Origin of the sequence: Streptomyces avicenniae (genome assembly GCF_000719135.1) — a bacterium.
Classification (GTDB): Bacteria; Actinomycetota; Actinomycetes; order Streptomycetales; family Streptomycetaceae; genus Streptomyces; species Streptomyces avicenniae.
Map to the genome: position 1 here is coordinate 1 of NZ_JOEK01000017.1, position 21,920 is coordinate 21,920.

The following is a 21,920-nucleotide window of genomic DNA, read 5'->3' on the forward strand; positions in this document are numbered from 1 at the left end:
CGAGATCAGCCTCGGTCTCGTGGGCTCGGAGATGTGTATAAGAGACAGGAGCCGGGGCGGGCGGTCGGGGTCCACGAGCCAGAGGTACGTGCGGTGGCGCAGGCGGTGGCGGAGGGGGGCGGTGCGGACGTGCGTGACGAGGGATTCGTACAGGGCGGGCACCGGCGGGCGCGGGGGCGGGGGCTGAGGCTGGCGGGGGCTTGACGGGCGGGGGCCTGACGGGCGGGGGGTCACCAGGTGGCTCCGAGCGCGTGGGCGGCGGCGACGCCGGAGCGGCAGCCGTCCTCGTGGAAGCCCCAGCCGTGGTAGGCCCCGGCGTACGCGGTGGTGCGGGTGGCGAGGTCGGGCAGGGACGCCTGGGCGGCGACGGATTCCGGCGTGTAGATGGGGTGTTCGTACTCCATGCGCGCCAGGAGGCGTTCGGGATCGACCCGGTCCTCGCCGCCGAGCGTGACAATGGGCGTCTCGGGGGTGTCGAGCCGCTGGAGCCGCCGCATGTCGTAGCTGACGCGGACGCGGTCGGCGGCGGCCGTGCAGGACGGCATCAGGTAGTTCCACGAGGCGCGGGCGCCGGACGCGCGGGGCAGCAGGCGCGTGTCGGTGTGCAGGAGCGTCACGTTGCGGGAGTAGCGGAAGGCGCCGAGGACGCGGCGTTCAGCCTCGGTCGGGTCGGCCAGGACGCGCAGGGCCTGGTCGGGGTGGACGGCGACGACGACGGCGTCGAACGCCTCCGTGGCGCCGTCGCCCGTGGTGAGGCGCACGCCGTCGGTCGTGCGCCGCAGGGCGCGTACCGGTGTCGCGGTCCTGACGGACGTCAGCTCCTTCGCGATGCGGTCCACGTAGGCGCGGGAGCCGCCCGTCACCGTCTTCCAGGCGGGCGATCCCGAGATGCTGAGCAGGCCGTGGTGGGCGAGGAAGCGGAAGAGGTAGCGGGCGGGGTAGCGCAGGGCGGTGGAGGCGGAGCAGGACCAGACGGCCGAGACGAGCGGGGTGGCGAAGTGCGCGACGAAGTAGTCCGAGTAGCCGCCCGCGGTGAGGAACTCGCCGAAGGTCGGCTCGCCGAGGTGCGGCGACGAGTCGAGCAGCCGCCGGGCGGCGCGGTGGAACACCGGTACCTGGCCGAGCATTTCGAGGTAGCGGACGCGGAACGCGTTCCTCGGCTGGGCGAACAGCCCGCGCAGGCCGCGCGCGCCCGCGTACTCCAGGCCGCAGCCCTCGCAGCGCACGGACATGCTCATCTCGGAGTCCTGCGTGCTGACGCCGAGTTCGCGGAAGAGCCGCAGCAGCGTGGGGTAGGTGCGGTCGTTGTGGACGATGAATCCGCTGTCCACGGCGGTGAGGCGCCCGTCCGCGCCCGGCAGGTCGTGGGTGTGCGCGTGGCCGCCGAGCCGCGTGTCGGCCTCGAACAGCGTGACGTCGTCCGCGCGGCGCAGGACGTACGCGGCCGTCAGCCCCGCGACACCCGACCCCACCACCGCCACACGCCGCCGGTCCTGTCCCATGCCGCTCGCCCCTTCCGCTCCCGCCGCCTGTCCGGTTCACGGGTGATTCGGCGCCGGTGCCGGGGTGGATTGGTCCGCGCGGAGAAAATATCGGGGAGATCCGAGGAAACCGCGGGACCGACCCATCCGGAGGGGGGTCCTGCACCGAATACGTGAGGGGGATCGGCGCGGGGCGTCCGCGCCGGGACCGGACGGAGGCGGCACGTGGAGTGGCACAGGTCCCAGGGACTGCGCACCGGCGGCGGGCAGGACGCGGCGGAAGGCGTCGTCCTCTTCCTGCACGGCGGGCGCGCGGACGGCCTGGGCCCGCCGCCCCGCTGGAACCTCCCGGCCCTGCGCATGCGGCCGTTCGCCCGCGCCGTGCGCACGGCCGCGGGCGGCCGGGACGTCGCCACCGGCATCGTCCGCTACCGGTACCGCGGCTGGAACGGCGGACGGGCCGACGCGCTGCGCGACGCCGAGGACGCCCTCAGCGAGGCCACCCGCCGCTTCGGACCCGTGCCGATCGTGCTGGTCGGGCACTCCATGGGCGGCCGTGCGGCGCTGCGCGCGGCGGGCCGCCCCTGCGTGCGCGGCGTCGTCGCGCTGGCGCCGTGGTGCCCGCCGGACGACCCGGTGGACCAGCTCACCTCCACCAGCACCGTGCTGGTGCACGCGGACGAGGACCGGGTGACGGACCCGTACGGCTCCCTCTCCCTCGCCGCGCGCGCCCGCGCGGCGGGAGCAGCCGTCTGCCGCCTGGTCGTGCACGGCGGCGACCACGCGATGCTGCGCCGCGCCCCCGACTGGCACCGCACGGCGACGACGCTGGTGACCGGCCTGCTCGGCCTGACCCCGCTCCCGTCCGAGGTGACGGGCGCGCTGCACCGCGGCCCGGACGCGACCGGCCTCACCGGCCTGGCGATCCCCCTCCCTCCTGGCGGCCTCACACCCGGCCCCTGACCACCCGCCCGGCACGGCGCCACCACCGCCCCGTCAACGCCTCACGACGACCGGACTCCACCTCCTTCCCTATCCCTGCGAACTCCTTTCGTTACCTGCGATCTTCTTCCGTATCTCTGCGAACCTGCATGCCCCCGCCCGGCGGCGCGGGCCCCTCCCCGCGCGCCCGACGCCGCGCCCGCCCCGGCCCATCGCGGCACCGCGCTCCGACACCCCTCATACGCCGCCCCGTTCCGCCAGGTAACGCCGGACAAGGTTCCCGAGCAGGTCTCCCGGATGCAGCCCCTCCTCGAACGCGGCCACCTGGAACCTGTGGTGGTCGAGGCTGGCGACCATCACCGTCTCCCACCGGGCGTCCGGGTGGCTCCCGGGGCAGCACATCCGGCGGGTGCAGAACCGCCCCGTGGCCCTGGGGCTCTCCGGCGTGGTCCACGGCCTGTGCGGGTAACGGGCCAGGGTCCGGCCGCATTCGCGCGCCACCTCGTGGATGCCCGCGCGCCGCGGCGGCCTGCTCCTGTCGCCGTAGTGGTGCTCGAACCACCGGGACCGGTCCGGGTCACGTATCTCCGCACGTGTGCGGCCGACGCGGGCGCGTATGCCCTCGACCGTGGCGAGCGGAAGGGTGTTCTTGGTGAACCGCAACTTCGGCCAACGCAGTTGCAGCTTCATGTCCGCGACCCACTCGGCGGCGGTGCGCCCCCGCTTCCAGCCGTTGCACCGGTCGCAGGCCGGGAGCAGGTTCCACCAGACATCGTGTCCCTGGTCCGCGACCGGTCGTTCGTGCTCCAGCGTCTCCGCGTCGGCCAGGTCGCAGTACACACACCTGCCCCCGTTGGCGGTGAGCACCATGACCCACAACCACAGGCGCTGCGCGCCCCGTCTCCCCCGGGGCACGAAAGGCGACTCGGGTGACATCACATCCTCCTTCTGACAGCACGGCGACAGGGAGGAAGCTAGCCACGGACACTGACAACGACGGGCTGTCCTGAGCAGGTCGGCGGGCGGACGGCACCACCGCCCTTCCGTCTCGGATCACATCCGATCGACAAGGCGCGTGGCCCGCCGTAGAAAGATCGACCGGGAACGTATCAGGCACCGCCAGCGATCACTTGAGAGCCGAAGTCACCCTTCCGGGTGAATCCGTACTCCGACCCCCCAGGGATATCGCGTGGCACGGCGGTCAGCGCGGACGGGTCGGCGTACCGCGCTTGGCCTCGATCCTCGCTATCTGCACCTGCGCCCACGCCCGCACGCACGCCGTCACGCCGACGCTCACCGCGACGGCACCGAACGCGGTCACCCAAACCACTGCTGTGGACGTGGCCACTGACACCTCCCGAGTCACAGGGACGCGCCCGCACTCCCCCACCGTCCGCCCGTCGGGCCGTTGTGAGGTCTTCCGGCGGGCCGCCCGTATCCAGAGTGGCACGGGCGGGTGCGACTGCACACCCGGCGCTGGTTGCGTGCACGCGGCTGACGGCGTACGACCGTGGTCCGGCGCGTGCCGGGCTGTCATGTCCTCCACTACCGCGACGATCCCAGGCGCGAACACGCGCCCCCGGGACCGACTCGTCCGGCGCGCCGCCGCGACAGCAGCGACCCCAGCACCACGAACGCGCCGAGCACGAGGACGGCCACGCCCGTCACGCGCAGCGCGTCCTGCGCGGCCGAGACGAACGCGGCGCGGACGTCGTCGGCCCCACCGGGATCGACGGAGGCCAGGGCCTGCGCGACGGTGTGCGGGGCGTCGCCCGCGCGGACGTCGGCGGGCAGCGCGGCGGCGAACCGGGCGGCGAGGACCGTGCCGACGACCGCGACGCCGAGGGCACTGCCGAACTCCCGTGTCGTCGCCTGGAGTCCGGCGCCGACCCCGGCACGGTCCGGCGGCAAGGCACCCGCGACGGCGCCGGAGAGCGCGGGCAACGCGAGCGCCAGGCCGACCCCGATGACGGCGAGCCAGGCGGCGTACGCGGCATACGGCGTCCCCGCGCCGCTCGTGGACAGCCCGAGAAGTCCGCCGCCGATGGACGCGAAGGCGAGCGCGAGCGTCACGTCGAGGCCGACACGCCCCGCGACACGTCCGGCGCGCCGTGCGGCAAGGACCAGCGGGGCGGTCAGCGGGACGACGGCGAGCCCGGTGCGCAGGACGCCGAAGCCCTTCCCGTACTGGAGGAACGACGCGTTGACGTAGAACAGCGCGAACATCCCGAAGAAGACCGCCGTCATGCCGAGGCAGGCGTCGCGCAGTGCCCGCACGCGGAACAGCCGCGGGTCGAGCAACGGGTGCGCGGCGCGCAGCCCGACGAGCGTCCAGACCGTGAACAGCACGGCCGAGGCGACGAATCCGGCGACGACGACCGGGCTTCCCCAGCCCGCCTCGGGGCCTTGCACGACGCCGAGCAGCAGCGCGACCGACGCGGCGACGAGCAGGGCCGTGCCCAGCGGGTCGAGCGGGCGGTCGTGACGCGGCTGGACGGGCGCGACACGCGCCGTGAGCGCCGCGAGGACCAGCGCGACCGGCACGGCGGCGAGGAACAGCCACCGCCACGAGCCGCCGGAGAGCACCGCCCCACCGCCGACGTTGCCGACGACGCCGCCGATCCCCGTCATCGACGCCCAGGTCGCCGTCGTCGCGGCCCTGCGGTCGGCGGGGACGGCGTGCAGCAGGACGGCGAGCGTGTTGGGCAGCACGGCGGCAGCGCCCACGCCCGTGACGGCCCGGCCGACGAGGAGGAGCGGCACGTCCGACGCCACCGCCGACAGCAGCGCCCCGGCGGCGAACAGCCCGAGGCCCGTGAGCAACACGCCCTTGCGGCCGAACCGGTCGCCCGCCGCGCCGCCGGGGATCACCAGGCAGGCGAAGACGACGACGTAGGTGTCCACGATCCACAGCAGCGCCGACGGCGACGGATGCAGCGCGCCCGCAGCGAGCGCGGGGACGGCGAGGTTGACGGCAGCGACCGTCCCGATGACCAGGACGACGCAGGCGCACATGACGGCGAGCAGGCCACCGTACGAGGCGCGGGCAGGGGTGCGGGACAGGAGCTGAACGGGCATACCCGCGACCGTAGGAACCCACCGGACCTCCGCGCCACGCAACTTTGACAATGCTGGCTTGCGTACGATGCAACTATGACGGACCACCTCGACCTGAACCTGCTGCGCGTGTTCGACGCGCTGCTCCAGGAGTGCAGCGTCACGGCGGCCTCCGAACGGCTGCACCTGTCCGTCCCCGCGACCAGCCGGGCGCTGGGGCGGCTGCGCCGCGCGATGGGCGACCCGATCCTCGTACGCGCCGGGCGGGGCATGGCGCCCACGCCGTTCGCGCTGCGCACCGCGCCACGGGTGCGGTCGCTGCTGGACGAGGCGTCGGCGCTGATCACCGCGGACCGCGAGGTGTCGGCCGCCGACCTGCGCCGTACGTTCACGATCCGCATCAACGACGGCGTGTCCGCGACGCTGGCGACGGCCGCCGTCGAGGCCACCGCGGCCGTCGCCCCCGGGGTGGTGCTGCGCTTCGTGCCGGAGGGCAGCGAGAGCCTGGAGCCGCTGCGCGACGGCTCGATCGACATGGACATCGGCGTCGGGGAGGCCACCGCACCCGACCTCCGCACGGCCCCGCTGTACCGCGAACGGCTCGTCGGCATCGTGCGGGCGGACGGACCGCTGGGCCGCAACCGGCGCCCGACACTGCGTCAACTGTGCGACCACCCGCACGTCTCGGCGTCCCGCCGGGGGCGCGCCCGTGGCCCGCTGGACGACGTGCTCGACGCGGCGGGGCTGCGACGCCACGTCGCGGCCGTCGTCCCGACGTTCGCCGCCGCGCTGCTGATCGCGTCGAGCCGTTACGTGGGCCTCGTCCCCCAGCGGCTCGCGGAACAGTACGGCCCGGCGCTGGGCCTGCGGTGGTTCCCGATCCCCGCCGACCTGCCGCCCCTCGACGTACGCCTGCTCTGGCACGCACGCCTCGACGCGGACCCGGCCCAGCGCTGGCTACGCGACACAATCCGCGCAACGCTCTCCTGACCCCCGCTTCCGAACGCACGCGAACCCCGCCGGGCACCACGCGCCGCCGCTAGGCTCGCGATGCGAAAGCACCTCACGGACAGCTCCGAGCCAGGTTCGGAACCTGAAGCGTGCCCACGACACGCACATCGCGCCGAAGAAAAAAGTCCGGTATCAGCAGAACTCGTGGCACAGGCACCCGATCTACTCAGCTACGCTCCGCACAACACACAGCTCAACGACAGTGGCGGTCGCCCTCCGGGGCGACTGAGGATCGCAACCGGTGGTGAGGGTAACGGTTGGTGCGGTGGCGCGTCGGGTGGCGGTCGCCCTCCGGGGCGACTGAGGATCGCAACGTCGAAGCGCCGCGCGACTGCCACGCCGTCGCCAGCGTGGCGGTCGCCCTCCGGGGCGACTGAGGATCGCAACGACTCGCTGAGCCTCGGCGGCCGCCTGGCGCTGGAGTGTGGCGGTCGCCCTCCGGGGCGACTGAGGATCGCAACGTGCCCGGCCTGCTGGAGGTCCCAGGTCAGGTCGTGGTGGCGGTCGCCCTCCGGGGCGACTGAGGATCGCAACTCGGTGCCCTGCCAGCCCCCGTACGCCGACTTGCGACGGTGGCGGTCGCCCTCCGGGGCGACTGAGGATCGCAACGCTGGGGCGTTCGGGCGCGATGTCGGGGAGGGCTTTCCAGGTGGCGGTCGCCCTCCGGGGCGACTGAGGATCGCAACGGGTTGCCCCAGCGGGAGCCCCTGCCGACGTACTTGTGGCGGTCGCCCTCCGGGGCGACTGAGGATCGCAACGGCCGCGTGCACGAGCTGGTCGGCGGCCTGACCCGTGGCGGTCGCCCTCCGGGGCGACTGAGGATCGCAACGCCATGCTGGTCCTCTCACCTGCGGCGACACATCGGTGGCGGTCGCCCTCCGGGGCGACTGAGGATCGCAACGAACTGAAGGAGGCTCTCGGCTACCGCGCCAACGGGGGTGGCGGTCGCCCTCCGGGGCGACTGAGGATCGCAACCTGCACGTAGGCCCAGCCGACGCCGAGACCGGCTCCCGTGGAGTGGCGGTCGCCCTCCGGGGCGACTGAGGATCGCAACTCGCCAAGGCCGAGGAGTGGACCCACCCGGGCGAGGGCGTGGCGGTCGCCCTCCGGGGCGACTGAGGATCGCAACCTGTCCGTTCGGGTCATCTCGGTGAGGGTGCGGGTGGCGGTCGCCCTCCGGGGCGACTGAGGATCGCAACTCTCCTACGAGCGCATCATCGGCATGGCGGCCCGCGGTGGCGGTCGCCCTCCGGGGCGACTGAGGATCGCAACGAGTCGTCGCTGCGGCAGGTGTCCACCACCCTGGGCCGTGGCGGTCGCCTTCCGGGGCGACTGAGGATCGCAACGCCTCGGCCTCCGCCGCGTCGGCCGGGGTCTGGCAGGTGGCGGTCGCTCTCCGGGGCGACTGAGGATCGCAACCTCCGGCTGACGGCGACTTGGTGATGGGTGAGGTGTAGCGGTCGCCCTCCGGGATGGCCGAAGTCCAACCGGTCCCCCAAAGGACAACTGGCTGGCCCCGCCGCGCCCCTCGCGGGCGACCGCCGCATCAGTGCAGGCAGTAGGCGTGCGCCCGTGCCCGCGTGCGCGGGGCGCACGCCTGATGCCACGTGCGGGTGACACCGAACGTATCCCCCGACATTCGGGAACGCGATCCGCCATCGTGCTCGCGTGGTCCCTCGTCGTCTGCCGGGCCCGGCGGGCGGGGAGGGGCGCGTTCGTGCTGTCCGCTTCCGGTCCGGCAGCGGAGCACATCGCCGATCCGAACCAAGAGGGAGTACTCGCTGTGCCTTTGTCGCCTGCGAACGTCAGGGAAGAACTCGACGCCGCGAATCAGGTCGGTGACCCGGCCGCCGACGCGCTTGTGGCGGACCTGCTCGCCGACGGGGAGATCGACGGGGTCAACGCCCTGTTCCGCACCATCGGGACGCTGAAGCCCCACCAGGACCTCTCGCGCCTGCCCGAACGACTCGCGCAGTTCCTGCACGAGGCCGCCGCCCCGCCGCCGGACTGGAGCGAGGCGGACGTGAAGGCCGCGGAAGGCTTCTTCGCCCACCACCACGGCGAGATGTCGATGCTGCAAGGGACCGTCGGGCTGATCGGCACCTACCTGTCACCGACCGGCGCGTTCACCCTGCGGTCCACCGGCCGCCTCGGCGGCGTGGAGGGGCCGGGCCGCCGACTGTCACAGTCGTCAAGGCTGTTCATCGACATGGGTGACAAGGACGCCCTGCGCGATGGCACGCTGGTGGCCAACGTGACCAAGGTGCGCCTGGTCCACGCCTCGGTACGCCAGCTGCACAAGCAGAGCGGCGAGTGGGACTACGCCAAGTGGGGCGAGCCCGTCTCCCAGAAGTACACGACGGGCGCGGCCTGCGTCTTCAGCACCCAGATTCTCCAGGCGATGGAGAACCTGGGCCTGGCCGTCTCCCGTGACGACGCCCACGGCTTCATCTGCGCCTGGCACTTCGTCGGCCACTACCTCGGCACCCCCGAGAAGTGGCTGCTGCCCAAGAACGCCGACGTGGTCGAGCAGGTGTGGAACTCCGAGCGGGACCGGGAGTGGCAGAAGTCCGACGACGGGGTGTTCATGACCGCCCAGGCCATCGAGTTCTACAAGAAGTTCTTCCCGCCGGGCTTCCATGACGCGTTCGTCGCGATGGTGCGCCACGCGCTCACCGACAAGTACGCCGACATGGCCGGGCTGCCCCGCAGCATCCTCGACGCAGGCGCCAAGCCCATCGCCGCCGGTCACGGTCTGATCAGCAGCACCGCCGGTGGTCTGTTCGGCGGCGCGGCGGAGAAGGCCGTCGGCGTCAACCCGTACAAGGAGATCCTCGGCGTCGCGTCCAAGGCGTTCAACGAGGTCGAGAGCTACGCCCTGACCCACGACCAGGACGACCAGCCGCAGATGCACGCCGCACTCGACGACAACCGCTGACGTCTCCCCCGGCTGCCGGGTGAGGGCCATGCCCCCACCACGGCCCGGCCCGGCCGCAGGTCGATCCCCCCGGGATCGGAACTCCGGGGTGAGCGGCGGACGCCCGAGGACGCTCGGTGGAGGCGGTCCTCCCGGACGGCGGAGGAACGCGACGCGTTCCTCACATGGGCGGCTGTGCAGGAAACAGTGTCGGCACAGCCCCGAAAGGCTGTGCCGACGTGTCGTCGCGGTTGCCGGTCGTACAACTGGCGGAAAGGCCCGTTCGCCGGACACGAGACCCGGGTCGGTCAGAGGACGAGGTCGTCGCGATGCGGCGTCGTCTGTGCGATGCCCAGTGTCCGCACCTCCGCGAGACCCGCGTGCGGCAGGCGATAGATCCTGACGTTGTCCCTGTCTTTGTCGATGAGACGGTCGATGGTGTCGGTCAACCGCAGGAGGTCGGTCTCGTCGGCGACGATCTCGAAGACGGACTTCTGGACGCGTATCCCATGGCCCTCGCAGAGCTTGGCCACGCGTCGCAGGCGTCGCCGCCCGTCCGGTGTGGTCGTGTCCACGTCGTAGGTGAGGAGCAGATCCATCACGACGCGATCCACGGCAGGTAGCCCGGCAGTTCGTGGCGGACGTGGCGCGCCAGGAGACGACACTGCACGACGGGCAGCAGTCCGCCGGGTACCGACCGACCGGCGGTGGGATGGTCCCAGCTCTCGGTCTTCCACTGCTGCCAGGCCGCGAGGACGGTCTTGCGTCCGTCCTCGGTGAGACGGACGGCTCCGCCCGCGAGGTTCTCGAAATGAGTGGCGCGGACCTGTCGTCGGTTCAGCAAGGTGAGGGCGAATCGATCGGCGATCGGGGCACGGAACTCCTCCATCACGTCGAGTGCCAGCGCGGGTTTGGCCGGTCTGATGCCGTGGAGGAAACCGATGTACGGGTCGAGTCCCACCTGCTCGGCGGCTCCGTGGACCATGCTGCGGAGCAGCCCGTAGCTGAACGAGAGCAAGGCGTTGACGGGATCGGTGGGAGGTCTGCGGGCCCGCCGGGTGAAGGGTGGGATGTCCGGGCCCGGTTTGAGGATGAGCCGGAGCGCCGCGAAGTAGACCCGCGCGGCGTCGCCTTCATGCCCCATCAGCTTGTCGATGGTGTCCGCCTCGGCGACGGTCGTCAGGATTCCGGCGAGCGTGGCCGCGGCCTGCCGGATCTCCTCGCGTGGCCCCGGTGGCGCGTCGCGGGCGGCCCGCACCAGGAGCCAGCGGCTGTTGCGGACCTTGCCCGCGAGCATGTTCCGGGCGATGGCGATCCTGGAGGGCATCTGGTCGTGCAGGAGGTGCTGGGCGTGCCGGAGGAGGACGTTGCCCCGGACGGCTCCGTCCAGCCGGGCCTGGAATCGACCGGACCGCGACATCCAGGTCACGGGACGGCCGTCCTGGGCGCATCGCGCCAGCAGCTCGGTCGAGAGGTTGATGTGGCCGTAGACGACGATGCTCTCGATGCGCCGGAGCGGCAGGGACTTCCGCTCCTGGGTGTCCGGCAGGTAGACGCGCAGGGAGTCATGGTCCAGGCGGAGGTCGGCTCCCTGGGTCTGGACGTAGAGGGTGTTCAGCAGCTCGGTGGTCATGGGTGGTGGTCGTCTTCTCGGTCGTCAAGGGTGAACAGCCCGTCGAGGGCCTTCCCGTACCGTTCGGTGCGGGCGAGGACACGGGGCATGCAGCCGGTGGCCATGGAGCAGCGGCGGCATCGCGTGTCGGCGGCGGGTGGCGGGAGCGTGCTGGTGTCGAGGAGCGCGCGGACGGCGCGCGTGGCGGCGAGGACGCGTTCGTGGAGTTCAGGTGTGACGTCGATGAGGTGGCGGCGGCGGTCGGCCGAGGAGTAGACGGCCGCCTGTGGGACCGGGCGGTGGAACATCTCCTGGAGGCAGATCGCCTGGGCGGCCGCCTGTACGTCCGCCGGGCCGCCGGGGTGGTAGCGGCCGGATTTGTGCTCGACGGGCAGGATGCGCCCGTCGGTGTGGATCTCCACGGTGTCGCACGTGCCGGTCAGGCCGTACCCGTCGTGCCAGACGGGCAGGGCGTGCACGACGCGCAGTCTCCCGCGTCCCCGGTTGCCCGGGGTGTCCACGCGTTGGTGCAGGAGTGTGCCCCGGACGGTGGCGGCGTCGTCGGCGAACGCGTCTTCCAGGAGGATGAGTCCGCACTGGCGGGCGCAGTAGGTGTAGTGCTCCAGCGAGGAGAGGGTGACCTGCGCGGGCTCCCGCCCTCCCCCCACGGGAAGCACGGCGGTGTCGCTCATCCGACGAGACGGGTCAGGGTCACGCCTGACGGCAGCTCGGCGTCGCGCACCTCGATCGGGCCGTAGTCCGTGATGCTGCGGGCTGTGGAGTCGGGAAGGTTCTTGACGGTGATCCTCTCGAAGAGTGTGTGGGAGGGGGCGCGGCCGAAGGCGTCGTCGTGGGTGAAGACGTAGAGTCCGCGCAGGGCGAGGGCACCGCGGGCGGACGCGCGGTCGTGCTCGAACATGTTCTGGAAGGCCCGCCAGAAGAGTTCCAGGTCGTCCCTGCTCACGCCGGTGCGTCGGGCGAGAGGGGCGCTGAAGTGGCCGGTACCCCGGTAGAGGGCGTAGGGCACGATGTGCTTGGAGCCCATCTCGGTCTCCTTGCCCTTGTTCTTCTTCTCCGGGTCGTTCCAGGCGTCCACGTCCTCCTGCTTGGTGGGCGTCACGCGGGTGATGCCGATCTCCAGCGGGGTGATGGGGTCGATGGACCGGGAGAACGAGATCTGCACGGGGCCCTGGACCCGTCCGGCCTGCTTCTTGCCGGTGCTCATGACGGCGCCGAACATGCGGACGTCGAAGAAGTTCTCGCACATCCAGTCGCGGGCATCCGCCGGGCCGGTCTTGTCGCCCAGCGCGGTGTACGCGCGCTCGTGCTGGCTGTTGAGGGAGACGCCGGCCTCGACGTAGATGTGCCGACCGGGGACCTGGTCGTGCTCGGCGAACAGCGCCACGGTGTTGCGGATCTTGCGCTTGATGGCGACGTCGGTGATCAGCCCCTGGCCGGTGATCGGGTCGGTGCGGGGCATGCCTCCGGCGTCGGGGTCGCCGTTCGGATTGCTGTCGGTGGCGTCGATGAGGAACAGGAAGTCGTGCTTGCGGGCCGGGTCGAGGTGGGCTTCGGTCATGGGATGCGTTCTCCGATCGGGCGAAAGGGGTGAGGGGTCAGGAGACAGGGGGGGCCGCGCTGTCGGGGGCAGCGCCGTTCTTCGCCGTCTTGGCGTCCTTGGCGGCCTTGGCCGCGGCGAGGTCAGCGGCCCGTTGCTGCTCGTAGCCGATGACGAAACGGCCCTGCCCGCGGAGGGACAGGTGGGCCGGGAGGTCGTCGGAGAACGCCGCGAAGACCGTGGTGAGCCTGTTGCGCAGCGCCCAGTAGGCGCCCTCGTTGTCACGCCGGAGCCGCTTGAAGTGGGCGTTGGCGCCGTGCCGCAGGTTCGCGAGGACGGTGCCGGGCGCGGTCATGGCCGCGCCGAAGTACTTGTCGCCGAGGGTGGCCTTGACGTCGGGCAGCGCGGCCCGTTGCACGGCTTCGAGGACGGCGAAGGCTCGTCCGCAGAGGTAGGCCGGGTCGGTGCTGTCCGGGTCGAGTCGCGGCATGGGGCGGTCCGTTCGGTCGTGAGGGCGTGAGAGGGCGAGGCGCAGGAGCGCCACACGGGGGGCGTCGAGATGACCGTCCGCCCGGATGCGCTGGAGGAGGTGGGGCAGCAGGTGGGCCGGGAGGGGGGTGCGTCGGAGGGCGCACGTGAACAGGTCGCGTTCGACGCCTTGCGGCGCGCTTCCTTTGACGTACTGCCCCCCGCTGTGGCGGCCGGTCGCCAGGGCCATGAGCCACAACGGCACGTATCGGGTGGTGCCGGACCAGCCGTCGAAGACGCCGTGATCCTCGTACCACGCACCGAGATTGGCCTTGAGCACGACCAACGGGATGTCGAGCCAGTCGCGGACGACGGTGCGGGCGTTGTTCAGCCCGAGTGTGAGGGAACAGAAATCGCTTTCGTTCAGTCCGCGCAGGGAATCGGGTGTCGGATGCTCGTTGAGGACCTCGATGAGGTGTCGGACGATCTCCGGGTCCGGTGGGTTGTCGTCCAGCGTCTCGATCAGCGGTTGCTCGTGGTGGTGGCGGGTCCACCAGACGAGGACGCTGTCAGGGAAGCGGCGACGGTGCCTCTCGTCGGCCAGCAGGTGGTTGAGCGCGGCCATGGTTCGGCCGCCGCAGCGGTCGCACACCGGGGTGTTGACCAGCTGGATGCTGCCGTTGCGGCCCTGGGCCTCGGTGTTGACGCTGACGAGCTGCGCCTCGTTGCTTCCGCCGGTGGAGGGGATGAGGCCCTTCTTCACCGGCTCGGGGATGGTGGCGAGGAGGCTGCCCACCTTCCCGCAGACGAGGCACAGGGCGCTTGCTCCCGCTGCCCCGCCCTTCCGTTCGCGGACGATCGTGCTCCAGAGTCGGCGGACGGCGGGCAGTTCGTGGAGCCACTGCGAATCGACCATGACCGCGACCGTCTCGCGGGCATCCAGGTCTTCGGGTACGTCCAGTGCCGCGACGCCCTCGCCGTCGAGGAAGGTGGCCAGCGCCTTGGCACACCCGTCCTCGGACGCGGCGTTCGTCCAACGGACCACCAGTGCGCGGTAGTCCCGGTGGCGCCGCGCGGCCTCGGCTCGGTCCTTGTCGGTGGGACCGCCCGGAGCATCCACGCCACGGGGGCGGCCGAGGACGAACTCGGCGGTGTCCACGAGCAGGAAGGGGGCGACCTTGGTGCCGGAACGCTGAACGTAGGGCACGGGCTGGACCACGCCTCCCCCCTTGGCCTTCTTGGCGGGGCGCAGATCGATGAGCGAACCGTGCCGACCGTCGTCCGTGAGCACGAGCCCCCAGTGGATCTGCCGATCCCGGAAAAATTCCGGCGGCAGGGTGTCGGCGATCCGGTCGGCGTATTCGGTGAGTCGCTGAAGCAGCACGAGTTCACGCCTCCCGGGCGTCCGCACGCCGCGACGACTGCGGCATCGCCACAGCCTCGGCGGGCAGCGGCTTCAACGGCACCTCCATGACGCCTTCGGCAAGCTGCGCCAGGAACCACTGGTACCGCTCGCCCTCCGGTGTGTAGCGGATGGAGTGCAGCATCACGCCCAACTGCTCATTCAAGTGAGCCAACGCCGGGCGGTCGGTGGACGGCCCGAACGCCGCCGCGAATTCCCGGCAGCCGAAGAAGGGTTGTGAGAAGCAGGCACCACGGTCCACCCGCCGCCGCAACTGCTCCCGGTACTTCTCCTCGGGCGCGGAGCCGCCGGTCACGACGACCTGGGCGTGAATGCGGTAGGCGACGTCCCGCAGTGCCATGGTGTTGCGTTGGTCGCGGTCGGTCTCCACGTCGTATCGCAGCCGGGGATTCTTCGCCAGCTCCTTGACCTTCTTGGCGCTGAGCGTGGCCCGGACCTCGTTGCGGCGCACCTGCGTCCATGCGATCGGGGCAAGGACCTCGATCTCCGTCACGACGTACCTGAACTCGGGCTTCCAGAAGATGGATTCCAGCAGTCCGACCGCCGCTGAAGGCGTCATCACCGGGTAACTCACCCGTTCGGTTTTCAGCTCAGGACGGGTGAAGCAGGCCAACGGCCCCCAGGTCTCCACGACGAGGTCGGGAAACACCCAGCCGTCGTTACCGCGCCGCTCGGCAAGACTGCGGCCACCGACACCACCCCCATGCGTCATCGCTCCTCCGCCTCTCCCTCTCGGGCTCTGCCGACTTCCACAATTCGCCCCCAGGCAACGGGGGTTTTCAGCGAGTCGAGACGCTAACAGCAGCCACTGACACAGGGATGAGCTTCAGCTCCACCTCGCGTCACATCTGATCAAAGGCGAAAATAATCAGTCGGTCAGGGCGGGGTCGCGGACCGCGTCACGGGCGATCAGGCCAGCTCGGCGGCTTACGCCAAGCCGACGGCCGCCTCCGGCCACGCCAGGAGAACAGGGAACTCAACGTCTGCTTCTCACGGGTTCTACAGGTGTCACAGTGGAGGACAAGAAACGATCCGAGCCGCCGCACAGGGACGCGCCAACCGCCCCGAGCCGCAAGATGATCGAAAATGCTCAAGAATGCAAGAAGCGGATCGAGAAATGACTCTCTCGATCCGCTTCTTGGCCAAGGAGTGAGCGAAACGCCCCTGTGACCCCTGTAATTGCGATTCCCGGTTGCTCAGCCCGAGCAAGCCGCCACCGGGCCACCGAGCAGGCGACCTTGAAGCGAGCCTATACATAGGGTCAGTCGGAGCTCACATGCTGTACGCGCCCCGGTCCTCCGGTTCTGCCGGGTCAAGGCCGCGCTCCGGGTGGTACGCGCCCTGCCAATGGAGCATGTCACCGATCACCGGCTGGGCCAGCCCTGCCGCCAGCGCGGCCTGCGCCTCCCGACGGGGCAGCGCGGCGACGTACGGTTGCAAGCGGCGCAACGGTCCCGGCCCGGCCGGGTAGGGGGAGCGAAGCGCGGCGATGTCGGCCTCGATCGCGTCCGGCTCGTCGTCGGGGCGGATGACGATCACCGGCTGGGTGAAGGTGTCGTCGATCATCTTGAACGCCTCCGTCACCGCGGGGAAGTCGAGCAGCGCGCGCAAGGCGTCGATGTCCGTCCCCATCCCCTTCGCCCCGCCGCCCTGGAGGGCGTACCGCCGCTTGTAGTAGGTGTCGAGGGCGTCCAGGTCGTCAGGGAAGGCTCGTCCGGGCCCGAACTCCGTGGCGGTGACGTCCAGCGCCCTGGTGAACGTCTCGTCTCTGGGCGCTCCAGCACCGGGGACCCGGAACACGACGGTCGTTCCGATGGCCAGACGTCCGTCACGGTTGCACCGTCCGGCGGCCTGCTGCAAGGACTCGGCCGGTGCCCAGGCGCGGTAGACCAACGGGAAATCGATGTCCACGCCCGCCTCGATCAGACTGGTCGAAACGACACGCACCTCGGCCCCGGCGTCGAGCAAGGTACGCATGCGCTCGATGGTCTCGCGACGGTGGCCCGCCGTCATCCGTGTCGAGAGATGCAGGACATGGCCCTCTGTTCGGTCCCGCAGCAGCCGATGCATCATGGCCGCGTCCTTGGTCGAGTTGACGACCACGAGAGTCCGGCGACCGCTCTCACGCGAGATCTCGTCGGCGATCCCCTCCCAGGTGACGTCCGCCTCCATGCGCCATTCGTAGCGCACACGCCGCAGATCCCTGAAGAGGGTGGCGGGCTCTTCCGCCAGCTGACGGCGCGGCACGCCGTCCAGCTGGGTCAGGGACCAGAAGTCGGGCTGGGTCGCCGACGCGAGGACCACCGTCACGCCGAAGTACTCCACCAGGCCGCGCAGCGCGCTCAGGATCGGTACGAGGAGCCGGTCCGGCAACGCCTGCACCTCGTCCAGCACGATGACCGAGCCGGCCAGGCGGTGCAGCTTACGCATCGCGGCGGGCTTGTTGGCGAACAGCGACTGGAAGAGCTGGACCGTCGTCGTCACGACGAACGGGGCGTCCCAGTTCTCCGCGGCCGTCCGCGCCCAGATGTTCTCGTCGTCGTCGAGGTTGATCGCGCTGTGGTGCTCCAGGACCACGGGGGCGTCCTCGGGGTCTGTCGGGTCGAGCAAGTCCCGGTAGACCTTGGCGTTCTGCTCGGTGATGCTGATGTACGGAACCGCCACGACCACCCGCCGCAGCCCGTGGTGTGCGGCGTGGTGGAGGGCGAAGCCCGCCGAGGCCAGCGTCTTGCCGCCGCCGGTGGGCACGTGCAACACGTAGATCCCCGGCTCCCGCGCCGCGTTCGCGATCACCTGCTCGTAGACGCGTTGCCGGACATCGTTGACCTCCGAGGACGGGTGGCCCGCCAGCAGGTGACGGCGTCGCGTCTCGAAGCGTTCGGTCAGGCCGGACATGGCCACGGACGGCGCAAGGCGGACCGGCAGCCCCGCGAAGTGAGCCGCCGTGTCCAGGAAGTCGGCGTCCACCAGGCAGCTGAACAGCATGCGGATCAGCAGGTCCCGCGCCAGTTCCTGCCGCGGCCTGTCGTGCGGCGGGCACGGCCCCAGCCATGCGGGCACGGGCACCGGGCGATCGGGGTGGATCTCCGGAATCAGGCGTCCGGCACGCGCGCATGCCTCGTCGATGAGGAGTTGATCCTCGTGACGACCGTCGCGGAGCGAGAGCAGAAGCGTCTTGAGTACCTGCGGGGCGGGCAGGCCACCGTGATGTCCCTGCACGACGGCAGCGAACTGCTTGCCTGTGTACCGGGCGGCGAGAAAGGCCCCGGCCTCCTTGTGGGGGACACCCACACGGCCGCCGGTCCTCTCCGCTCTGTCAACCAGACCGGCTTGCCAGGCGCAGGCCGCCTTGCCCACGTCGTGGACCAGCGCCAGGTACTCGGCCAGTTCGGCCGCCCCGAACGCTTCGCCGAACTGACGAGCCAGCGCGGCTGTCCCCCGGAGGTGTTCCTCCAAGGTGTGCCGCCGCAGGGAAACCGGACTTCGGCTGTGCGCCCACAGTTCGTTGGATTCACGGCTCCGAGGGTCATCATCAGCAGCTACGCTTCCCATGACGCCGACCGTAGCGTCCCTATACCCCTGTGTGCCCGAGGACTTCGGAACCTCCAGTGTGCCCAGAAAACACGGATCGCACCGAAGAGAGATGTCCGGTTCATGAATCTTTCGTCTCCCCGAGAGCCGAGCACACCGACTACGCTGGGCGAAACAGGCCGGTGAATGGCCGTGGCGGTCGTCCTCCAGGACGGCCGGGGATCGCAACTCCCAGAGGACAGCTCTGGCGGCCGGGGAAGGCCGGTGGCGGTCGTCCTCCAGGACGGCCGGGGATCGCAACCGTCCGCCGTCACCGGTGCTCAGCACCTTCTCCAACGTGGCGGTCGTCCTCCAGGACGGCCGGGGATCGCAACGAGGAGGCCGGGGTCGTCCGCCGCGCCCGGCCAGGGTGGCGGTCGTCCTCCAGGACGGCCGGGGATCGCAACTGGGTAGTCTGTTCATCGGCCATGCGGGGTGTCGTGGCGGTCGTCCTCCAGGACGGCCGGGGATCGCAACCGCGTCCTGTCCCCCGACGCGTTCACCGCCACGTAGTGGCGGTCGTCCTCCAGGACGGCCGGGGATCGCAACCCCCGCCGCCGCACCGAACAGGTCACCGCGTCGAGTGGCGGTCGTCCTCCAGGACGGCCGGGGATCGCAACATGGCGGCGAGGGCCTTGCCTGCGGCCCGGCCGCCCGTGGTGGCGGTCGTCCTCCAGGACGGCCGGGGATCGCAACACCGGCTTGCGGCACCACGCGCACAGGCGCTCGGGGTGGCGGTCGTCCTCCAGGACGGCCGGGGATCGCAACATCGACGGCAAGGGCGAGGAGGCGAACACCTGGGAGGTGGCGGTCGTCCTCCAGGACGGCCGGGGATCGCAACATCGACGGCAAGGGCGAGGAGGCGAACACCTGGGAGCGTGGCGGTCGTCCTCCAGGACGGCCGGGGATCGCAACCTACACGGACTCGGGGCCGCGCTCGCCCGGGTCCTGGGTGGCGGTCGTCCTCCAGGACGGCCGGGGATCGCAACCGGCGCTGGCGCTCACTCGGCGGCTGCTATCCGGCGTGGCGGTCGTCCTCCAGGACGGCCGGGGATCGCAACCCGGCCCTCCGCGCCTTTGTCTCCGGGCAGACCCGTGGCGGTCGTCCTCCAGGACGGCCGGGGATCGCAACACGTCCAGGAGCGCGATCTCCGACAGGATGGACCAGGGGGTGGCGGTCGTCCTCCAGGACGGCCGGGGATCGCAACATCGCGAACGCTCGCCAATTGGTGAGCGAGACGCCCGTGGCGGTCGTCCTCCAGGACGGCCGGGGATCGCAACCCAGCGTCGGTGCTGGTGTCGCCGTCGCTGCTGCTGTGGCGGTCGTCCTCCAGGACGGCCGGGGATCGCAACGGCATTCCCGAGGAGGTGCGATGCCTCCCAGGCTCGTGGTGGCGGTCGTCCTCCAGGACGGCCGGGGATCGCAACTCGGTGGTGGGGGCGGGCCGGTGGTCCGGTCTGCCTGGTGGCGGTCGTCCTCCAGGACGGCCGGGGATCGCAACGGCTACACGAACCCGTTCGTCCTCCAGTGCTGGGCCGAGTGGCGGTCGTCCTCCAGGACGGCCGGGGATCGCAACTTTCCGTGTCCCATGCCAGTCGGCGGAGGTCGGTGGTGGCGGTCGTCCTCCAGGACGGCCGGGGATCGCAACTGGTGCCGCTGTGGAGCCCACAGGGAGGCAAGGGCGGGTGGCGGTCGTCCTCCAGGACGGCCGGGGATCGCAACCCCCCGGCCCACGGCTCCCGGCACTCAGGCCTGCCCGTGGCGGTCGTCCTCCAGGACGGCCGGGGATCGCAACACCGCGATGGGGACGACGATGCCCGCGACGGCGACGTGGCGGTCGTCCTCCAGGACGGCCGGGGATCGCAACGAGCCGAGGTGCAGGACCGGGACGGGGAACTCTCCTCGTGGCGGTCGTCCTCCAGGACGGCCGGGGATCGCAACGTCCTGCCGCCCGGCGCGGCGCAGCTAGTGTTCCGCGGTGGCGGTCGTCCTCCAGGACGGCCGGGGATCGCAACCTCTTGGTGCTCTGGTGCTTGCGTTCTGGGGTCCGGATGTGGCGGTCGTCCTCCAGGACGGCCGGGGATCGCAACACGACCGCGCGCTCCGTCTTCGTACGGACGTCCTCGTGGCGGTCGTCCTCCAGGACGGCCGGGGATCGCAACGTAGCGGGTGCGGCAGCGGCGGCAGGTGATGGCGGTGGTGGCGGTCGTCCTCCGGGACGGCCGGGGATCGCAACCTCCATGCGCGCGGCGGCTTCCTTGCTCGGAGGCGGTGGCGGTCGTCCTCCGGGACGGCCGGGGATCGCAACTCTCGCATTTCGAAGACCGTGCGGTACAAATTGAGGGGCGTGGCGGTCGTCCTCCGGGACGGCCGGGAGTCGCGACCCCGACGGCACGACCGTTTCCACTGGAAACGGGAGGCGGGCGTTGGTCGGGTGGTTGGGGAGCGTGGTGTCCGGTTCTTCCGGAGGCGCGATGTCGCTGGGAAATGGCGACTGACCGTGTGTATCGGGTGCTTGTCCGGGGTGCGGGCGCGCTGCACGCCGAGTCCGGGGAGACTCCCTGGGCTCCCTCAGAGCCCGATCGACGGCCCGGGAACCCGCGTCGCCGCAGGTCAGGCGTGGGCGGCGGACGAGGCGGCCTGTACGCCGGGTTCTGTCGCCCCGGGGCCTTGCGGCGCCCGGGGGAGGCGGCCATCCATCTAGGGCCGGTGTCGCCACCGGCCTCGTGCGGTCCACCCGCGGACTCGGGCGGGCAGCCCTCGGTCATCCGCGCAGGGCCGCCGCGAGGCGGCCCCTTTTGACCTTGCTCCAGGTGGGGTTTACCGAGCCGCCCAGGTCACCCTGGGCGCTGGTGGTCTCTTACACCACCGTTTCACCCTTACCGGGTGCCGAAGCCCCGGCGGTCTGTTTTCTGTGGCACTGTCCCGTGGGTCACCCCAGGTAGGCGTTACCTACCACCCTGCCCTGTGGAGCCCGGACGTTCCTCGGCGGGATGCAGGACATCCCGACGCGACCGCCCGGCCGGCTCGTCCGCCGTGCGCGCCATCCTACCCGTGGCCAGGACGGAGCCCGCCAGGATCAGCGCGAAGGCGGCGGCCATGCCGCCCGTCAGGGGCTCGTCGAGGAACGTGACGCCCGCCGCGACGGCGACCGCCGGGTTGACGTAGGTGAAGACGACGGCGCGCGAGACGCCGACCTCCCGGATCAGTTCGAGGAAGATCACGAACGCCAGCGCCGTGCAGAGCACACCGAGCGCGACGAGTGCGGCGACGGCGCGGCCGGGGGGCGCGGTGTCCGGCAGGGTCAGTCCGGCCGGAACGGCGTACAGCAGCGCCGCGAGGGTGAGGCAGGCGGCGGTGAGCGGCAGGGTGGGGACGTCCCTGAGCGGCCCGGTCGCGATGAGCGGCGCGACGGCGTAGCCGAGCGCGGTGAGCAGCACCTCGGTGACGGACCAGGCGCTGCCGCCGGTGAGTTCGGGCGCGGCGAGGACGGCGACGCCGACGAGTCCCGCGGCGAGTCCGGCCCAGCGGCGGGCGTCGGGCCGTTCCCTGGCGATGAGCACGGAGAGGACGGGCACGCAGGCGATCAGCAGGCCGGTCGTGGAGCTGGACAGGTGGCGTTCCGCGTCGGACAGCAGCGCCCAGGGCCCGATGATCTCGCAGGCCGCGAAGCCCGCGAGGGGCAGGGCGTGAGGGCGCAGGGCGCGCATCTGCCGCAGGGCGAACGGCAGGAGCAGCAGCGCGCCGATGGCGCAGCGGGTGAAGACGACGACGGGTACGGACAGGGACTCGACGGCTACCTTGATCAGAAGGTAGGGGATGCCCCATATGACGCACATAAGGGCGAACAGCGACCAGCCTCGCGGTGACATGCCGCCAG

General features: G+C 71.3%; 14 protein-coding genes, 1 other RNA gene, 1 pseudogene and 2 CRISPR repeat arrays. Of the genes and pseudogenes, 3 read left to right on the forward strand and 13 right to left on the reverse strand.

What is annotated here, in order from left to right; translation table 11 throughout:
- Positions 1–162: DUF1365 family protein (locus IF27_RS31980; RefSeq protein WP_338058225.1), on the reverse strand; the 162-nt coding region annotated here is incomplete at its 3' end.
- A 68-nt stretch (positions 163–230) separates the two neighbouring features.
- Positions 231–1,502 (reverse strand): NAD(P)/FAD-dependent oxidoreductase, encoded by a 1,272-nt coding sequence (locus IF27_RS25480; protein ID WP_052852135.1) that lies wholly within the window; start codon positions 1,500–1,502, stop codon positions 231–233.
- A 204-nt stretch (positions 1,503–1,706) separates the two neighbouring features.
- Here IF27_RS25480 and IF27_RS25485 point away from each other — a divergent pair, with 204 nt between their 5' ends.
- Positions 1,707–2,444, forward strand: a complete 738-nt coding sequence (locus IF27_RS25485; RefSeq protein ID WP_110946238.1) for an alpha/beta hydrolase — start codon at positions 1,707–1,709, stop codon at positions 2,442–2,444.
- A gap of 216 nt (positions 2,445–2,660) precedes the next feature.
- Here the strand turns inward: IF27_RS25485 and IF27_RS25490 are convergent, their stop codons facing one another.
- Together IF27_RS25490 and IF27_RS25495 are read right to left on the reverse strand one after the other, a co-directional pair.
- The gene (locus tag IF27_RS25490; RefSeq protein ID WP_190233100.1) at positions 2,661–3,359 is read right to left on the reverse strand and encodes an HNH endonuclease; all 699 of its coding nucleotides are present in this window, start codon (positions 3,357–3,359) and stop codon (positions 2,661–2,663) included.
- A gap of 609 nt (positions 3,360–3,968) precedes the next feature.
- Positions 3,969–5,501, reverse strand: coding sequence for an MFS transporter (locus IF27_RS25495; RefSeq protein WP_052852137.1), 1,533 nt, complete (start codon positions 5,499–5,501; stop codon positions 3,969–3,971).
- Between the two features lie 75 nt (positions 5,502–5,576).
- Between IF27_RS25495 and IF27_RS25500 the strand changes: the two genes are divergently transcribed.
- Complete coding sequence (locus IF27_RS25500; protein WP_052852138.1) at positions 5,577–6,470, forward strand: LysR family transcriptional regulator; 894 nt, start codon at positions 5,577–5,579, stop codon at positions 6,468–6,470.
- A gap of 223 nt (positions 6,471–6,693) precedes the next feature.
- Positions 6,694–7,910: direct repeats of the CRISPR family, unit length 37 nt; unit sequence GTGGCGGTCGCCCTCCGGGGCGACTGAGGATCGCAAC.
- Between the two features lie 364 nt (positions 7,911–8,274).
- On the forward strand, positions 8,275–9,429 hold the full coding sequence (locus IF27_RS25505) for an oxygenase MpaB family protein (protein WP_223291211.1): 1,155 nt from the start codon (positions 8,275–8,277) through the stop codon (positions 9,427–9,429).
- A gap of 287 nt (positions 9,430–9,716) precedes the next feature.
- Here IF27_RS25505 and cas2 read toward each other — a convergent pair whose 3' ends face one another.
- The 9 genes and pseudogenes from cas2 to IF27_RS25545 form a co-directional block, all read right to left on the reverse strand.
- The gene (cas2, locus tag IF27_RS25510; RefSeq protein WP_052852140.1) at positions 9,717–10,007 is read right to left on the reverse strand and encodes a CRISPR-associated endonuclease Cas2; all 291 of its coding nucleotides are present in this window, start codon (positions 10,005–10,007) and stop codon (positions 9,717–9,719) included.
- Positions 10,007–11,041, reverse strand: a complete 1,035-nt coding sequence (cas1c, locus tag IF27_RS25515) for a type I-C CRISPR-associated endonuclease Cas1c (RefSeq protein ID WP_052852141.1) — start codon at positions 11,039–11,041, stop codon at positions 10,007–10,009. The genes cas2 and cas1c overlap by 1 nt, the downstream gene beginning before the upstream one ends.
- A complete protein-coding gene (gene cas4 / locus IF27_RS25520) occupies positions 11,038–11,712 on the reverse strand; it encodes a CRISPR-associated protein Cas4 (RefSeq protein WP_052852142.1) in 675 nt (224 codons plus the stop codon). The genes cas1c and cas4 overlap by 4 nt, the downstream gene beginning before the upstream one ends.
- Complete coding sequence (gene cas7c / locus IF27_RS25525; protein ID WP_052852143.1) at positions 11,709–12,599, reverse strand: type I-C CRISPR-associated protein Cas7/Csd2; 891 nt, start codon at positions 12,597–12,599, stop codon at positions 11,709–11,711. The genes cas4 and cas7c overlap by 4 nt, the downstream gene beginning before the upstream one ends.
- Positions 12,600–12,636: 37 nt before the next feature.
- On the reverse strand, positions 12,637–14,430 hold the full coding sequence (gene cas8c / locus IF27_RS25530) for a type I-C CRISPR-associated protein Cas8c/Csd1 (protein WP_190233101.1): 1,794 nt from the start codon (positions 14,428–14,430) through the stop codon (positions 12,637–12,639).
- Between the two features lie 4 nt (positions 14,431–14,434).
- Entirely contained in the window at positions 14,435–15,181 is a 747-nt protein-coding gene (gene cas5c / locus IF27_RS25535) for a type I-C CRISPR-associated protein Cas5c (protein ID WP_190233102.1), read from the reverse strand.
- A 560-nt stretch (positions 15,182–15,741) separates the two neighbouring features.
- Positions 15,742–18,021 carry a CRISPR-associated helicase Cas3' gene (gene cas3 / locus IF27_RS25540; RefSeq protein WP_110946241.1) on the reverse strand — a complete coding sequence of 760 codons (2,280 nt, stop codon included), beginning with the start codon at positions 18,019–18,021 and terminating at the stop codon, positions 15,742–15,744.
- Between the two features lie 171 nt (positions 18,022–18,192).
- Positions 18,193–20,424: direct repeats of the CRISPR family, unit length 37 nt; unit sequence GTGGCGGTCGTCCTCCAGGACGGCCGGGGATCGCAAC.
- A 243-nt stretch (positions 20,425–20,667) separates the two neighbouring features.
- Positions 20,668–21,070, reverse strand: an RNA gene (gene rnpB, locus IF27_RS26665) — RNase P RNA component class A.
- Positions 21,071–21,156: 86 nt separating this feature from the next.
- Positions 21,157–21,912 (reverse strand): annotated as a pseudogene (locus IF27_RS25545) (DMT family transporter); the annotation flags it as partial.
- Positions 21,913–21,920 lie beyond the last annotated feature (8 nt).

Bases quoted from the DNA above. Each gene is read 5' to 3' on its own strand.
- cas5c (WP_190233102.1), bottom strand. From the start codon at position 15,181: ATGACGCATGGGGGTGGTGTCGGTGGCCGCAGTCTTGCCGAGCGGCGC.
- cas1c (WP_052852141.1), bottom strand. From the start codon at position 11,041: ATGACCACCGAGCTGCTGAACACCCTCTACGTCCAGACCCAGGGAGCC.
- cas7c (WP_052852143.1), bottom strand. From the start codon at position 12,599: ATGACCGAAGCCCACCTCGACCCGGCCCGCAAGCACGACTTCCTGTTC.
- IF27_RS25480 (WP_052852135.1), bottom strand. From the start codon at position 1,502: ATGGGACAGGACCGGCGGCGTGTGGCGGTGGTGGGGTCGGGTGTCGCG.
- IF27_RS25490 (WP_190233100.1), bottom strand. From the start codon at position 3,359: ATGTCACCCGAGTCGCCTTTCGTGCCCCGGGGGAGACGGGGCGCGCAG.
- IF27_RS25495 (WP_052852137.1), bottom strand. From the start codon at position 5,501: ATGCCCGTTCAGCTCCTGTCCCGCACCCCTGCCCGCGCCTCGTACGGT.
- cas2 (WP_052852140.1), bottom strand. From the start codon at position 10,007: ATGGATCTGCTCCTCACCTACGACGTGGACACGACCACACCGGACGGG.
- cas3 (WP_110946241.1), bottom strand. From the start codon at position 18,021: ATGGGAAGCGTAGCTGCTGATGATGACCCTCGGAGCCGTGAATCCAAC.
- cas4 (WP_052852142.1), bottom strand. From the start codon at position 11,712: ATGAGCGACACCGCCGTGCTTCCCGTGGGGGGAGGGCGGGAGCCCGCG.
- IF27_RS25500 (WP_052852138.1), top strand. From the start codon at position 5,577: ATGACGGACCACCTCGACCTGAACCTGCTGCGCGTGTTCGACGCGCTG.